14 protein-coding genes are annotated in these 16007 nt (G+C 48.0%); 9 read left to right on the forward strand and 5 right to left on the reverse strand.

Going from position 1 to position 16007, the window contains the following annotated elements; all coding sequences use genetic code 11:
- Nucleotides 1–137: 137 nt before the first annotated feature.
- Nucleotides 138–1151 carry an LLM class flavin-dependent oxidoreductase gene (locus D3D03_RS02055; RefSeq protein ID WP_119922570.1) on the forward strand — a complete coding sequence of 338 codons (1014 nt, stop codon included), beginning with the start codon at nt 138–140 and terminating at the stop codon, nt 1149–1151.
- Nucleotides 1152–1169: 18 nt separating this feature from the next.
- On the opposite strand, the gene D3D03_RS02060 is transcribed toward D3D03_RS02055, so the two are convergent.
- Nucleotides 1170–2438 (reverse strand): MFS transporter, encoded by a 1269-nt coding sequence (locus D3D03_RS02060; RefSeq protein ID WP_119922571.1) that lies wholly within the window; start codon nt 2436–2438, stop codon nt 1170–1172.
- 120 nt (nt 2439–2558) lie between these two features.
- On the opposite strand from D3D03_RS02060, the gene D3D03_RS02065 reads away from it, so the two are divergent.
- On the forward strand, nt 2559–3746 hold the full coding sequence (locus D3D03_RS02065; RefSeq protein WP_119922572.1) for a helix-turn-helix domain-containing protein: 1188 nt from the start codon (nt 2559–2561) through the stop codon (nt 3744–3746).
- Nucleotides 3747–3789: 43 nt separating this feature from the next.
- Here D3D03_RS02065 and D3D03_RS02070 read toward each other — a convergent pair whose 3' ends face one another.
- A complete protein-coding gene (locus D3D03_RS02070) occupies nt 3790–5220 on the reverse strand; it encodes a C40 family peptidase (protein WP_119922573.1) in 1431 nt (476 codons plus the stop codon).
- Between the two features lie 216 nt (nt 5221–5436).
- Here D3D03_RS02070 and D3D03_RS02075 point away from each other — a divergent pair, with 216 nt between their 5' ends.
- Nucleotides 5437–7149 carry an ABC transporter ATP-binding protein gene (locus D3D03_RS02075; RefSeq protein ID WP_119922574.1) on the forward strand — a complete coding sequence of 571 codons (1713 nt, stop codon included), beginning with the start codon at nt 5437–5439 and terminating at the stop codon, nt 7147–7149.
- A 138-nt stretch (nt 7150–7287) separates the two neighbouring features.
- Nucleotides 7288–8148 (forward strand): DUF4003 family protein, encoded by an 861-nt coding sequence (locus D3D03_RS02080; protein WP_026833407.1) that lies wholly within the window; start codon nt 7288–7290, stop codon nt 8146–8148.
- A gap of 60 nt (nt 8149–8208) precedes the next feature.
- Here the strand turns inward: D3D03_RS02080 and D3D03_RS02085 are convergent, their stop codons facing one another.
- Nucleotides 8209–9456, reverse strand: a complete 1248-nt coding sequence (locus D3D03_RS02085; protein ID WP_119922575.1) for a lysine N(6)-hydroxylase/L-ornithine N(5)-oxygenase family protein — start codon at nt 9454–9456, stop codon at nt 8209–8211.
- A gap of 78 nt (nt 9457–9534) precedes the next feature.
- Nucleotides 9535–10665 carry a S1C family serine protease gene (locus D3D03_RS02090; RefSeq protein ID WP_119922576.1) on the reverse strand — a complete coding sequence of 377 codons (1131 nt, stop codon included), beginning with the start codon at nt 10663–10665 and terminating at the stop codon, nt 9535–9537.
- A 209-nt stretch (nt 10666–10874) separates the two neighbouring features.
- On the opposite strand from D3D03_RS02090, the gene D3D03_RS02095 reads away from it, so the two are divergent.
- Together D3D03_RS02095 and D3D03_RS02100 are read left to right on the forward strand one after the other, a co-directional pair.
- Nucleotides 10875–11231 (forward strand): DoxX family protein, encoded by a 357-nt coding sequence (locus D3D03_RS02095; RefSeq protein ID WP_119922577.1) that lies wholly within the window; start codon nt 10875–10877, stop codon nt 11229–11231.
- A gap of 25 nt (nt 11232–11256) precedes the next feature.
- Nucleotides 11257–11640, forward strand: coding sequence for a hypothetical protein (locus D3D03_RS02100; RefSeq protein WP_119922578.1), 384 nt, complete (start codon nt 11257–11259; stop codon nt 11638–11640).
- 140 nt (nt 11641–11780) lie between these two features.
- On the opposite strand, the gene D3D03_RS02105 is transcribed toward D3D03_RS02100, so the two are convergent.
- Nucleotides 11781–12545 (reverse strand): SGNH/GDSL hydrolase family protein, encoded by a 765-nt coding sequence (locus tag D3D03_RS02105; protein ID WP_026833403.1) that lies wholly within the window; start codon nt 12543–12545, stop codon nt 11781–11783.
- A gap of 126 nt (nt 12546–12671) precedes the next feature.
- Between D3D03_RS02105 and D3D03_RS02110 the strand changes: the two genes are divergently transcribed.
- The 3 genes from D3D03_RS02110 to miaA all read left to right on the forward strand — a co-directional run bounded on the left by D3D03_RS02110 (nt 12672) and on the right by miaA (nt 15968).
- On the forward strand, nt 12672–13592 hold the full coding sequence (locus D3D03_RS02110; protein ID WP_026828755.1) for an ABC transporter ATP-binding protein: 921 nt from the start codon (nt 12672–12674) through the stop codon (nt 13590–13592).
- Nucleotides 13585–14583, forward strand: a complete 999-nt coding sequence (locus D3D03_RS02115) for an ABC transporter permease (protein WP_026833402.1) — start codon at nt 13585–13587, stop codon at nt 14581–14583. The genes D3D03_RS02110 and D3D03_RS02115 overlap by 8 nt, the downstream gene beginning before the upstream one ends.
- Before the next feature lie 452 nt (nt 14584–15035).
- Nucleotides 15036–15968: a tRNA (adenosine(37)-N6)-dimethylallyltransferase MiaA gene (miaA, locus tag D3D03_RS02120; RefSeq protein ID WP_026833401.1), complete on the forward strand. Its 933-nt coding sequence runs from the start codon at nt 15036–15038 to the stop codon at nt 15966–15968.
- Nucleotides 15969–16007: the final 39 nt, after the last annotated feature.

Here is a 16007-nt window from a genome sequence, read left to right on the forward strand (position 1 = left end):
TTGTTGCGGCTACTCTAGGAATGTTCCCTGATTTTCAAATTGAAAACGTCGCCATCCGGTAAACAGGCAGTTTTATTGCATTCAATTATCCGACAGGCGTACAGTTTAGACATGAAGTCAACACCAGAGGAGAGATTATATTGAAATTAAGTATTTTAGATCAATCACCGGTCTCAAAAGGACAAACACCGTCAGAAGCCTTACACGAAACGGTTGAGCTTGCGAAAATTGCCGATGAACTGGGATATACACGGTTATGGGTGTCGGAACACCACTTTGCGAAGACACTTGCCGGATCAAGTCCGGAAGTTCTGATCGCCTACATGGCAGCCGTCACAAAACAGATCCGTCTCGGTTCAGGAGGCGTCATGTTACCGCATTACAGTCCGTATAAGGTTGCGGAGAACTTCCGTGTCCTGGAAGGACTCGCACCAAACCGGATCGATTTAGGTCTCGGTCGGGCACCGGGCGGTATGCCACTCGCCACCCGCGCCCTTCAGGAAGGATCGTCCCCACGATTCGGGGGAGCCGATTACGGCGCACAACTCGATGATCTCGTCGATTATTTAAAAGACGGTGCCCCGGCTGATCACCGCTTCGCAGGACTTGTCGCGACACCTGAAATCGATACGACACCGGAAGCCTGGTTGCTCGGGTCAAGCGGCGGCAGTGCCTTGAATGCGGCGCAGCGCGGATTTGGTTTCGCCTTTGCCCACTTCATCAACGGACAGGGAGGTCAAGAAGTGATGGATTATTACCGTCATAACTTCATGGCGACGTCGTTTAATGAGACGCCGCAAACACTCGTCTCGATTTTCGTGACATGTGCCGAGACAACGGAAGAAGCGGAACGATTGGCTTCGATTCTTGATTTGTCATTGCTCCTGCTTGAGAAAGGTGTCTCGTCAACAGGTACACCGACACCGGAAGAAGCCGCGGCTTACCAGTACTCGTTCCAGGATCAGTTCCGGATTGCGGAAAACCGGAAACGGATGATCGTCGGTAATCCAGAATCTGTTGCGAAACAATTGCAGGAGCTTGCCGATTCATATGGAACCGATGAAGTGATGATTGCTTCGATGATTGCTGACAAGGAAGCCAAACAACAATCACTGAAATTGATCATGGACGCTGTCAAAGCGACGGTTTAAAAAACAGAGACGTTCATCTCAGCTCGCTGAGGTGGACGTTTTTTCGGTTTCAAGCGACGGATATTCTTCTGAACGTTCTGCTTGGAGATCACGCCGCAGGATGAACATTCCGCTGCCGACCGTCAGCAACAGACCAAATGAGCTGATGCTAAACAACAGACTGAGCGAGACATAATCGCTCAAATAACCGAACAGTAACATACCGAGCGGCATGATCCCCATCGCAAGTGATTCCATGACGCCGATGACGCGCCCTAAGTAAGCAGGATCCGTCCGGCGTTGTACGATCAATTGGAGCGGGATGTTGGCCCGTAAAACAAGAAAGCCTTCAATAAAAGAAAAGAGGAAAAAGTAAGCAAACGACCAGCTAACCGGGATGAGACCGAGTAACGGCAAAATTGGGATGATAAAAAACACACCAAGTAAAGTAAGTGATTGAAAGACCGTCAGCAACGGACGTTTGATGGTAAAACGGGGTAAGGCAAGCAACAGGGAGGAAAACAACAGTCCGACCCCTAACACAGCTTCGATCACTCCAAATTGAAACGGTGAGAACGACAGACGATCCAGTAGTACGATCGGATACATGACTTCAAAGGCAATAAAAAAGAAATTTAAGACCAATGCCATCATGATTAATGTCGTCAAGAGACGTTGTTTGAATACATAACGGTAACCGTCGCGGAAATCCGTCAAAAATGAAGCAGTGGTTTCGGCAGATGATGGAAGTACCCGGAAAGTCAGACGTGTATTCCAGATCGCCGCCAAGGCGAATAACGTTAACGGCAGGAGGGAAAAGAGATCAATTGGAGCAAACGATAATAAAAATCCGGCGAGCATCGGTGCACCGATCGAAGAGATGGAGCTGATGGTTGAAATCAAGGAATTGCCGCGTTGAAGTTCTGTTTCTTCAAGCAATCGGGTTAAGGAACTCATCAACGTCACGGACAGGAAGGTCGACAAGGACGTGAGGATTGCGCTGACAATCATGTAGTGAAGTGTGTGAATCGGGAAAAAGAAGGCGTAACCTGCAAATACTGTTAGCGTCAACGCACTGAATGTCTCCGTCAAGACAATGATTTTTTTACGGTCCCAGCGGTCGGCGAGGACACCGGCAATCGGCGACAGTATAATCCGCGGTACAGTTCCCGCTATGAGAACTAAGGCAAACTGAAGCCCAGATGACGTTTCACGCAAAACAGTCAAACCGGCGACGAACGTAAAAAGACTGGCGGCGAATAACGAACAAAACTTACCGAATAACAGTCGTTGTAAATTTTTCGACATCCTAACTCCTCCTTTTTGTTCAATTAAATTGAACTTTCCTTTATACTAGAGGAACAGGGAAGAATTGTAAATATAAAAGTTAAATTAAATTGAACTTTATGTTCGGGTGAGGGTGACAAGATGCTGGGAACACGAATCAAAACATTACGAAAAACGAAAAAAATGACACAGTCGGAAGTCGCTGAAGGTATCATGACCAAATCAATGCTCAGCATGATCGAGAATGGAAAAGCAACACCATCCTTGCCGGCGCTGCAACGGATTGCTGAACGGTTGCATGTCTCGGTGGACGAACTCCTGCTCGATCCGCGTGTCACGGAAATGAAACAACTCTTGGAACAAATTGAGTCGCCGAAAAGTGAGTATTATAGTGAACAACAGGTCATTGAGATGTTAAGTCCATATCTTGATCCGGTCGTTCCTTCTTATTGGCAAGGGCAAATCTATCACAAATACGGTTTTGCTTTACGTTTTTTGAATCCGGAGGAAGGTCTTCGTTATTTTGAGTTGGCATTTGATATTTTTAAAAATCTTGACCTACGGGATCAACAAATCGAGGTACAAATTTCAAAAGTCTATTTTCTGTTTTTTCTGCGTCGGTATGAAGAGGCCTATCAATTGATTGATGCAATGATGGTCATTCAGGATATTCCGCTTTCGCACGAGACGTTTCTTGATTATCAGATGTTACAAGCACTTCGGGTCAGTGTGAAAGAGGACAACTGGACCGAGTCCATCGTCTTATTGCGGGAAGGAATTGCCTACATGCGAGAGAAAGGGGTTTATATTGAGGTCATTTCCTATCACCGTTTGCTGGCACTTTTCTTGAGTCTGACCGGGGACTATGCGTCAGCAAAAACTGAGCTCGAAAAATTAAATCATTTCTTTTTATTTACCGAAGCGAACGTGTATGAGCGTCTTCTCGTCGAATTGACAAAAGGAAGCATCGCGATTCACCAAAAAGACTATGCCGGCATTCGTTATGCCCGAGAACGCTTGGTAGAAGTCGATATCGAAGCCAGTTACCACTATACCGGACAGTTAGAGGTCTATCTTTGTTTATGGCAACAGCCTGGCGAAAAATTGGAGTTTGATTTACAGGGAGCCGTGGCAAAAATCTGGGGCAATGTACATATTTGGCGGGTTGCGAGCGAATATGATTTGTCGGAAATGTTGCAGACGCTAGCGCTTGCGATGACGAAAGGGGCCGGTCTTGAATACCGGGACGAGGTTGAACAAATGACGGCGCATCTTTCACGTGGTCATTTCAAACAGAAAATAGAGCAGCTGTTGGCAGAACTGCATTAAAAAAACCTCTACCCGGAAACTGTTCCGGGTGGAGGTTTTTACATCAAAGCGCTTTAAAACCAAGTAATTTTTGTGTCCAATAGCGTTCAGACAGACGGCTGATGCCGAGTGATGGTGTATTGGCATGAATGAACTGATCGTTGTTCAACATGATGCCAATGTGGGTTGGACCTGCTGCGTACGTATTTTCGAAGAAAATGATGTCGCCGCGGACCGGTTGACGTAATTTCGACAACTTTTGACCGAGATAGCCGTCGTTGTTCCAGTAGCCGTTGACGTTTGTCCGAGCCACTTTATAACCCGCTGTGTTCAACGTGTAGTTGATGAAGCCGGAACAATCGAATCCACCGTTGACCGGACTGCTTGAACCCCAGACGTACGGTGTGCCGAGATACTTTTGTCCAATCGAGATTGCTTTTTCCATGACGCCGGAAGCCGGAATCGTCGGTGCAGGCGGTGTGACGGGTGGTGTCACCGGAGATGTGACGGATCCGGTCGTGATGTAGCTTTTGGCAACGTAATAATACGTCGTTCCAATCTTGATCTGATACCAGCCGGCGCTTGTCCCGGTTGTTTCACCGGATACTTGAACGGACGATCCATGAGCCAGTTGCGTAAATACCGTCGACGTCGTACTTGGAGCTGTCCGGACGTTTAAGCCGGTTGGGGCATTGACTTTATACGCTTTCGACTGATCGACCGGTGTGACGGAGACACCCGGCGCAGGCGGCGTTTCTTTTGCTGACGCCAGCACATAATTCGACGCGACGTACACATTTTTCCCGTCGAGTTGAACTTGATACCACGAGTCGACTGCGCCCGTGACCTTCAAGACCGTTTTATGCGGTAACGTCTTATAAATCTTGCCGGTCGTTGAAGCCGACAGACGGGCGTTCAAACCTTCCTTGGCATTGACTTCATATTGTTTCGATGAATCAACTGCTTTGACGGCCGTTGAAGCCGGTGGTGTGACAGGAGTCGTGACCGGCGGTTTAGAGCCCGTCGTCACCGTTGATGTTTTAGCCGTGACGAGCGTCGTGTGCACGAAAGCCGGTTTTTTCTGATACGTAATTTCGTACCAGTCACCGGTTTTCTTTTTAACAGCCAGATTCACATTTTTAGCGAGTTTACCAAGCGATTTGGATGATGTCGTTGCCTTCTCACGGACGTTCACGGAAGCAGTGTTCGTTATGTAGGTCGTAGTTGTGGCTGCTTTTGCTGGAACCGTTTTGACATAAGCGGCGGTGATGAATGCTTTTTTCGACTGGTGGCGAATTTCGTACCAAGATCCCGTTTTCTTGACTGCCGTGACAGTCGTTCCTTTTTTGAGTGTCGTGATGACAGGAGCGGAAGTAGTGGCAGCAGTCCGGATATTGACGTTGTCTGTCAAGATGAGTGTCGTTGACGCGGCTTCGACGCCGGTTGCTGAACCGATCAGCGCGAGGGTCGTCAAAGTAAGAAATGTCTTTTTCACGTAGTGTGGCTCCCTTCCAAAATAACGAATCCAGTTCGATCAGAAATCGAATCATTGTTACCATTTTGTCATAACAAGCAGGGAATTCCCCTGATTTTAAAATATATTTTTTAAGAAAGAAATTCGGTTCATTTTCAATAAAACAAGAAAGATTTGTAAACGAGAATTATTTTCAGTTATCCTGTACACTAAAGGTAATTTGGGAGGAGGACTTGCATGTTAAAACGGTTTTATCACTATTACATACCGCATAAACGATTATTTTGGCTCGATTTTTCGTCCGCCTTGTTCGTCGGACTGCTGGAGCTCGCTTTTCCGCTTGCTGTCGCATGGTTCATCGATTCATTGTTACCGCACAGCGAGTTGAACTGGATCATTCTCGTCAGCATCGGATTGCTTGGATTGTACGTCATCAGCACATTGATGCAGTTTGTCGTCAACTACTACGGACACAAACTCGGCATCAATATCGAGACGGACATGCGGCGTCAATTGTTTGGACACGTCCAGAAACAGTCATTCCGCTTTTTTGACAACACGAAGACCGGTCATATCATGAGTCGGATCACAAACGATTTATTTGACATCGGCGAACTGGCCCACCACGGTCCGGAAGACGCCTTTATCGCTGTCATGACGTTAATCGGTGCTTTCTCCATCATGCTGACGATCAATGTGCCGCTTGCACTCGTCACGATCATTGCCGTCCCGTTCTTGATTTGGTTGATCAGTTACGCCAACGTTCGAATGAACCGTTCGTGGGACCGGATGTACGGAAACATCGCCGAGGTCAATTCCCGGGTCGAGGACAGTGTGTCGGGCATCCGGGTCGTTCAATCGTTTACGAACGAAGCACACGAAGTGGCTCGCTTCGAGAAGGACAACACGACGTTCCGTAAATCAAAGATTAGTGCCTATAAAGTCATGAGTACGAGTCTGTCAGGCATTTACTTGACGACACGTTTGATGACCCTCGCCGTCCTCGTCGTCGGTGCCTATCTCAGCTACACCGGAAAACTCACTTACGGAGAACTCGTCGGTTTCATCCTGTACATGAACATCTTGCTCAAACCAATCGACAAGATCACGGCGTTGCTTGAGTTGTATCCAAAAGGAATGGCAGGTTTCAAACGTTTCCTCGAGATGATTGATCACGATGAGGAACTCAAGGACGCTCCGGACGCCATTCACGTCTCGACGTTACGCGGCGCGATTCGGTTTGATGACGTCAGCTTCGGTTATGAAGCGGATCGTTTGATTTTAAAAGACATCAGTCTGTCGGTCGAACCGGGTCAGACGATTGCCTTCGTCGGAACATCCGGTGCCGGGAAAACGACGATTTGTTCGTTGATCCCACGATTTTATGATGTGCTTGACGGAGCGATTACGATTGATGGAATCGATATCCGTCAGATGACAAAAAGCTCGCTCCGGCAACAAATCGGCATCGTCCAACAGGATGTGTTCCTGTTTTCCGGGACAATTGCCGAAAATATTGCTTATGGGGATTTGACGGCAAGTCGTGAACAAATCATCGAAGCAGCGGAACGCGCACACTTAAGTCAGATGATTGCCGATTTACCGGACGGATTTGATACACAAATCGGGGAGCGCGGCTTAAAATTATCCGGTGGACAAAAACAACGGTTGGCCATCGCCCGGATGTTCTTGAAAAATCCGCCGATCCTCATCTTGGATGAAGCAACTTCAGCGCTCGATACAGAGACGGAAGCGATCATTCAAGAGTCACTGGCCGAACTGTCAAAAGACCGAACCACACTGATCATCGCCCACCGTCTGGCCACGATTCGTCAAGCCGACCGTATTTTGGTCGTCACGAAAGACGGAATCGTTGAAGACGGGACGCACGAAGAACTGGTCGAAAACGGCGGGTATTTCTCCCGTTTACTGGATCGGCAACGCGTCTAACCGTAAGTCGGAAACTCTTTTTTATTCACATGAAAAGGAGCTTCCGGCTTTTTTTTGTCTGCAACCCGTTGATCGTCTGAGGAAAACGGAATGATTTCAAGGGAAGGGGGAACATATAAGGGAAGGGAGGACAGGAACATGTATGGATTATTTTGTGAAAACTACAACGAAACCTATTCGACCCTGCATGAGGAAAGTTCACATGACTTCCACCGTTTTTTTGCGCTGTCGTACACGATTCACAATACCGTCTTCGAGAAGGCGGTTTACGACCGGATGATGCAAATCGTCAAGCAAAAAACGACCCGGTTTTCGGCATTACGCAGCCGTTACACGCCGCTGTTGATCTCCCACATCGAACTCAACAGCAACGAACCGGAACGACTGCTAGAGCGCGTGATTGAAGCCGAAAAACACATTAAACGACGTCTGATTAAAGAAAAAGCGGTGCGTCCGTTTTTTGCACTGGGTGAAGTGTTGAACCGGCAACAAGGCATCGATGCCTTGCCGCTGATGACGGAACTGCAAAAAACACATCCTGTCCTCAATCTGGCAAAACAATATGTCGTTGCCTCGACGTTAATGGAGACCGGTCCCTTACCGGAGAACTTTCTCGGGACAATCGAACAGTCCGAGCAATGGCTCGAGCAATGGATGAGCCCGTCAAGCGAACGGTTGATGACGGCCCAAATTTTGGGAGCGTTACCGGACCTCGATGCCCGAAAAAAACGTATCCAAATCTGGTGCGGAATGCTCGAGGAACGGGAAGTGCGAATCTGGGACCGGTTGTTTCCGTTGCTGGCGTTACTTGAGACGACAGAACGGGTCGATATGATTTATGTGACGCGGATCGTCGATCGGGAGCGCTCGCGCAATCGATTTTCAGACGAGGTCAATTGGCTGATTGCGTTTCATTTATTGCTCGCGAAAACAGGTAAAAGCCGGATCCAATCGGCGTTATTGATTCTTGCGACGCTGGAACTGACAAAAAAGCCTTGAAACGACACAATAAAAACGATCCTCGGCGGATAGGCTGAGGATCGTTTTTATTGCAGTCGGTTAGTTGAACGTTGTAAACGTCGCGTGTTGTTCGACCGGATACAATTCTTTTCCCGCGACATCATTTAAAATCAATTGATTGCGCGAGACCGACATACCGAGATTGTCAGCCGCCGGACCGTGCGACAATTCGAGGTTCGTCGTCGCATACAGATGGTGGTTCGCCTTGACGGTTCGATGAATCCGGTAATTGGCATCGACCTTCCATGCCTGTTCTCCTTCAAACTCGATGTCGAGCCGGTTGACGAAACGCGGCAACGATGGAACGAAGCCGGTTGCAGCGACGACAGCACCGGTTTTGGATGTCCGCTCATCATGCAGTTCCGTATGGCGCATGGAGATTGTAAAGTCCTGTTCACGGGTAATCTGGTTCACTTCCAGATTGGCACGAATATTGATCCGTTTTGCATCGTCCTGAGGCAGGTCATACAGATGTTCATAAATGGCCTGAAGTGTCTCGGGACTGATACCGTTTTGCGACCGGGCGAACTTCGTCACCGCTTCTTGTCTCGTTTCAAGCGGCAGGCTGTTGAAGTACTGGACGTAGCTCGGCGAAAAGATTTCTTCTCCCAGTTTACCGGTCTCGAGTGTTTCGAAGATCGTGGACCGGGAAATCCATTCGAGTTCAAACGTCTCAGGACGATCACTCGTGAGCAGGTCGAGGAAAATTTCGGCTGCGCTTTGACCGGAGCCGACGATGCTGACTTTCTCTTGTTTGAGCAGGGACTCTTTTTCCATGACGTACTGTGTATTATGAATGACTCCGTCATCAAAACTAGCGGGAATCGATGGTTTTGAACCTGTACCAAGCACGATATTCCGTGTTTCGTATGTCGTCCGTTTGCCGGTTGCGACTTCTTCGACAAGCACTTCGTAACTGTCACCGGTATCTTGGATGTCGATGACGCGTGTCGAAAAGTGCAGGTCTTCCAATTGAGTCGATACCCATTTCAGGTAGGCATTGTACTCTTGACGGGAAATAAGTAGTTTTTCGTAAAAATAAAAGGTATGCAGACGGTTGATTGACCGCAAATAATTTAAATACGTAAACGGGCTGGTCGGATCGGCGAGGGTGACAAGATCAGAGATGAAGCTTGTTTGCATCATCGAATCTTTGATCATCATGCCGGGATGCCAAGAAAACTGTTCACTTTCATCAAAAAATAACGTCCGTAACGGGGTTGGATGAGCCAGGGCGCTTAAGCCTAAATTCATCGGTCCGATACCGACACCAATTAAATCATACATAAAAAAAGCCTCCCAATCGATATTGTTATAAAACAATACCCGATATAGGAGGGGGTTGAAACGTACCTTGACAATTGTTTACAGTTGATCTGTCGTTGTGGTTTGCGTCGAAACCGTCAGTTGTTTTCCGTCACGAATGATCGTCAACGTGACATTTCCGTCAGATTTGATGAGAGCCGTTTTAATGTCAACAAAACTTTTGATTGCTTCATCATTGATCTTCGTGATGACGTCACCCGTTTTCAGCTTCGCGGATGCGGCAGGACTGTTCGGTTCAACCGACATGACGACGACACCTGTTTTTTGAGATTCCGGCAACTGGACTTGATCAAGCAGATAACCGGCCGGGAACGCCGACACATCCTGGAGCGAGACGCCGAGCGTCGGATGTTTCACTTCGCCGTTAGTCTCAAGTTGTTTTAAGATCGGTAACGCATCGTCAATCGGAATGCTGAAGCCGACGCCTTCGACACCGGTCTCGGCGATCTTCATCGAGTTGATGCCGACGAGTTGTCCCTGTTCATTGATTAATGCGCCACCGGAATTCCCCGGGTTGATGGCGGCATCCGTCTGGATGACGGTCGTATTGAAGTCGTCCTGTCCATCCTTGTTTGTATCAACAGGAACGGTCCGGTCGTTGGAACTGACGATCCCGCGGGTAACGGAGTTCTGGAACTCACCAAGCGGGTTCCCGATCGCGAGGACCGTTTGTCCAGCTTTTAAATCCGCTGATTTTCCAAGGGTGATGACGGACGGAACGTCTTTCGCCTCGACTTCAAGAACTGCGAGGTCATACGTCTCGTCGCTGCCGAGTAATTTGGCACTGATTGTTTCTCCGTTGTTTAAGGTTACATCGAGTTTCGAAGCACCGTCGACGACGTGATGATTGGTGATGATATACGCTTTATCGTCCGATTTTTTATAGATGACTCCAGAACCGGAACCACTGGCAGCTTCCTCTTGGTTCATAGCGTTCCCGGATTGGTAATTCGTGACCGTGACGACGGATTTTTGCGCCGTCGCAACCGCATTCGTGACGGGATCACTGGTTGTCGTCGACACTTGTTTCGGCATCCCGTTCGACAAAGGAGTGTCGGCGACCTGCTGTTCTTGATCCATCAAAATTGGAAAGGCGACCGTTGCGGTAAGTACGGCACCGATGATGCCTCCGGTTAGTCCCGGTAAAAGTTGTCTCGTTTTTCCTGCCATCAAAATCAATCCTTTCGTGTGTGTTGTTCTGTCCTTAATGTATCAGATTCATCGGCGGGAAATGAAATTACGGTCGTTTTTCCGAAATGACTCATCATTCCCCACAATTTGACGACAATCTCAAACAGTTGAGCGAAGGCGGGGAGTTCGGTACACTGAGTGTGTTTCGTACTTAGTAACAAACTTAGTCACAAAGGGAGATGTTTCAGATGAAGTATGTACTGCGTGTGTTGTATGGTGGCGGCTTGCTGTTTGCCGGGATCGGTCATTTTCGAAATGAAAAGGGATTTGTTAAGATTATGCCCGCTTTCATCCCGTTCAAACGCTTTTTCGTACAACTGTCCGGGGTCATCGAAGTATTGTACGGGCTGATGTTACTGTCAGGTCGCGGTGTCGACATCGTCCGCAAGACGTTACCGGGCTTCCTCTATGCCGTCTTGCCGGCTAATATCAACATGGCCGTCAATCCAAAACCAATCAACGGAAAAAAATTGCCGGTTTGGGCTTTATGGACACGCCTGCCGTTGCAATGGGTCTTGATTGCACTCGCTAAACGTTTGAAATAAGTAAGTTGTTGCAGGAGGTTATTTCTTGGACTTTAAAGACATCAGAATCAACCGTGTCGACATGATCGAAAAGTTTGTTGCGGAATTCGAGATCACAGCTTTAAGATTTTTTGAAACGATTTATGCAGGAGATACGATTCATTACGGGGCTTTCAAAGTGAAAGTTTATGAAACGAATTACAATAACGACGATGCTCCGGAAGAAATCGGATTTACTGGATACACCAATTTAAGATTGAGAGATCCGGACGGCAACCATGAAGGTGGGATCGGATATGGTCTGACCGTTGAAGAATCCTTGCAAAAAACGACTGCTTATTTTTTAGATTTGATTGAAGAGTACAAATTGGATAAGGGAACAGGTCTTTCGAAAGAAGATTTCGTGATCATCCCCTATGATGAATTTTAATCTATTTATTCAAAGGGGATGCGGGATTGGAAAGGCAAAGGATCTTCGAATCCAAAGGCGTCAAAAGTTTTCCGATGGATACTTTACGCAATAAAAGGGTTACCCGGAGCAGCACTTGTGCTCCAGGTAACCCTTTTTGTTTAAAAACGTTTTTCGACAGCAAGAATGGCTGCGTTGGCGATGTCTTCATATGTGGCATCGTTTGGATGGAATTGGTCGCTTGAAAGATCACGTTTGACATCACGTACGAGGTTAAACGTATCGATGATTTCGATATCATGTTTGATACCAAGTGTCCGTGATTTAGCGTTCCACTCTTGAACGATGGCGTCAAATGCTTCTCCGTTTTCGCTTGCGCGGAACGGATTATACAGTCCGACATAGAAGATGACGGCATCCGGATTTTCTTCCCGTAAGATGCTGAAGGTTTTTGCCAGATTGTTTTGAGCAGTCTCAATCGTGGCTGCTGTTTTTTTGGCATCAAAGTTTGCGACACCTTCACCGCGGTTAAACAAATCATTCCCGCCGATTGTCACCGAGATGACTTTTGCTTGCGACAACGTACGGCGGACTTCTTTTTGTTCGAGCTGTTTTAAGAGATCCTCCGTCCGTGCTCCGCTGACGGCTAGATTTTGGAAACGTTCGACACGATCGTTTTTGACAAGATCGCGACCGACGATAGCGGCATAACTGTTTCCGTTTGAGGCACCGACACCACGTGTCAGGGAGTCACCCAGCGCGACGTACGTCCCGCCTTTTTTGACCGGTTCTTCCTTGGTTGGAGTCAAGACGGCTCGTTTTGGTGGATTGACGACATCATTGTAGGCACTCGCGAAACCGTACCCGAAGACTGCCGTTAGAATAAGAGAAACTACTAAAAAAAGTGGCCAAACATATCGTTTCATGAACCGTTCCTCCTTTTGCTGTTACTATGATTGTAGCAAAACTTTTCGAAATGTGCGGTTTTGAAGTGTTCCAATAAGGTAAATCATTCATTATTCCGCTAGAATAGATACTAAGAGGTGAGAGACGTGAAACCAACTGTAAAATTAGAATCAGTCACAAAGGTCATTGGAAAAAAGACAATCATCGACAATATTTCATTTGAAATCTTCCCAGGTGAAGTCTTTGGATTCCTCGGACCAAACGGTGCCGGGAAGACGACGACCATCCGGATGCTCGTCGGTCTGATTAAACCGACATCAGGAAAAATTACCGTGTGTGACTTTGATGTGCGCAAACAATTTGTTCAAGCGATGCAACGAATCGGTTCGATCGTTGAAAACCCGGAGCTCTATAAATATTTAACGGGGCGCGAAAATCTGCAAGTCTTTTCACGGATGTTACCAAACGTCGATGAAGCCCGGATTCAAGAAGTCATCGACTTGGTCGATTTGACAGCGCGGGTCGACGATCAAGTCCGGACGTATTCCCTTGGGATGCGTCAGCGTCTCGGGATTGCCCAAGCCTTGCTTGGCCGTCCGGATGTCTTGATTCTTGACGAACCGACGAACGGACTCGATCCGATGGGAATCCGTGATTTACGTCAGTTCATCCGGAAGTTAGTGGATGAGACCGGCTTATCGGTCCTCGTCTCGAGCCATATCCTGGCAGAGATTGAGATGTTGGCGGATCGTGTCGCCATCATGAGTTACGGAAAGATCGTTCAAGTCGGAACGGTCAAGGAACTGGTTGAGTCGCTTGCACCGGGTGTTGACTGGCGTGTCGATGATGCCTTTAAGGCAAACGAGATCCTGTCGGCGTCTCCTGACGTCCAAGTCTCGGAAATCGTTGACGCGAATACCGTCCATACGTTAATGGATGCCAGCAAGACACCAACGCTCAACAAACAATTGTTTGAAGCGGGCGTCGAAGTGTGGACGATCGAACGGAAAGTCCAGACGCTCGAAGATCTCTTCATCACATTGACAGGAGGAGATCACATTGCGTAATCCGAACATGCTCGGACTGATCCGAAACGAAGTCATGAAGATTGCCTCGAAAAAACGGTTTGCCGTCGTCGCCATCATCTTAGTTGTCCTCGTCTCGATGTTTACGTATGCCCAGTACCGGGACATTCAAGAGCAAATCAAGAAACAAGGCACACTCGACTGGCGTGTCGAATTGCAACAAGATATCGTCGATACGCAAAACCGTTTGGCCTCAAGCAGCATTCAAGACGAGTTTCGTCAGTTTCTTGAGTTTGACTTAAAACAAAATCAATACTATCTCGACAATGACATCAATCCGAACTATCCGGGGGCACCGACCTTCATCCGGATTTTCTTCTCCCAAGGATTGACGTTGATTCTCCCGCTTTTCATCATCGTCATCATGGCGGATATCGTCAGCGGGGAGCAAAATGACGGAACGATCAAAACCTTACTGTCGCGTCCCGTCCGGCGCTGGAAGATCTTGATGGCGAAATGGCTGACGACGTTGTTGTATACATCGATGCTGATGGCCCTGACCGCCGCCGTCTGTTATGGGATTTCCGGAATCGTCCTTGGATATGACGGGTGGACCGCGCCGATACTGACCGGATTCCAAGCCTCACCGAGCGGAACATTCTCGACCGAATTCGTGCATACGATTCCGATGTGGGAATATCTGTTGATGGCAATTGGTCTCGCCTGGATTGTCACAGCCGTAGTAGCGACGATTGCCTTAATGGTGTCGGTTCTGGTCAAGAACACAGCGACCGGTATCGGAATCATGATGGCTGTCTTGATTTCCGGAACATTGTTGACGACACTTGGTTCAAGTTGGACGAGTTCGAAATATCTCGTCAACGTGAACTTTGGGTTAATCAACTACCTTGATGGACAAGCACCACCGATTGAAGGAATGACGTTACCGTTCTCGCTGGCTGTCTTACTCTGTTGGACAATTGGTGCGTTGATCGTGGCGTTCTGGAACTTCACACAAAAAGATATGTACTGATACACGACAAGAAAGCCCCTTCTCCATAATGGAAAAGGGGCTTTTTGCAGATGTCGGGCATCTGCGTGGAATCAAGAGGGGAATCCCTCTTAAAAGAAGCCGATGCAGGTCGGCTTCTGCGCTACGCAACAATCGTACTTTTATCATAGCGATTCCAGTAATTGGTGTCAAACCTGCTTGAAAGGGTTTACGAACGTCCGGATTTGTCAAAAGGTATGTAAAGACGACAGAGGAGGTGCCAAAAATGGCTGATTGGGGAATTATGCTGACAGGCTTAGTCATTTGTGGATGGTGTGTATTTAGTGCGGTATACGACGATTTCATCCGCCGTGTGTAACAGAACTCATTGAACCGTCTCCTTTCATAAGGAGGCGGTTTTTTTGTCGTGTCTGAGCCGGAGGCAGATATGATACACTGACTACAAACACGTATAAGCTAGGAATGGTGATGTCATGAGTAAACAACCCGTCATCGTCATCGTTGGACCGACTGCCGTCGGAAAAACGAAGACAGGGATTGAATTAGCAAAAAAATTAAACGGCGAAATCATTTCGGGTGACTCCGTTCAAGTCTACAAACAGATGGACATCGGATCAGCGAAGGTGACGCAGGAAGAGATGGAAGGGATTCCACATCATTTGCTCGATCTGGTTGATCCGGACGACGAGATGAGTGTCGCCCGTTTTCAGACGTTGGCGCGAGCAGCGATCGATGAGATTGCGGCAAAAGGCAAGTTGCCGATCATCGTCGGCGGGACAGGGCTTTATATCCGGGCGATTTTATATGATTATCAATTTACCGTCCAGGCGGAAGATAAGGCATTACGTCAGGAATTGGAACAGTTTGCCAAAGATGAGGGCGCGCAAGCCCTCCATAATCGCTTGCGGCAGCTGGATGCAACCCGGGCGGATGCGATTCATCCGAACAATGTCCAACGGGTCGTCCGGGCGATTGAAGTCGCGATGAGCGGGCAAACACAAGTCTCGGGCAGCGAACCAAGTTTGTACGACAGTCTATTGTTTGTCCTACATATGGAGGACCGGGACCAATTGTATGCCCGGATCGACCAGCGTGTCGACCTGATGCTCGAACAAGGACTGCTGACGGAAGTCGAGCAACTGGTCGCAGCCGGTTATCAGGAGACGAAAGCGATGCAGGCGATCGGCTATAAGGAAATCATGCCTGTGCTGGACGGCGCGCCGCTTGAGCCGGCTGTCGACGCATTAAAGCGGAACACCCGCCGCTTTGCGAAACGGCAATTGACGTGGTTCCGTCATCAATTTGACGGAAATTGGGTTGAAATGGGAAGGCTTTCATTTGAAGAAAACTTCAAAATTATCTATGATAGAACAGTAGGGTTCCTGAAAGCGGTTAAATCGGAGTAGCCTGAAGAGAAAAACAGATAAAAAGAGGGGGCACGGGGG

Origin of the sequence: Exiguobacterium sp. RIT452 (assembly GCF_003598705.1) — a bacterium.
Lineage (GTDB): Bacteria > Bacillota > Bacilli > Exiguobacteriales > Exiguobacteriaceae > Exiguobacterium_A > Exiguobacterium_A undae.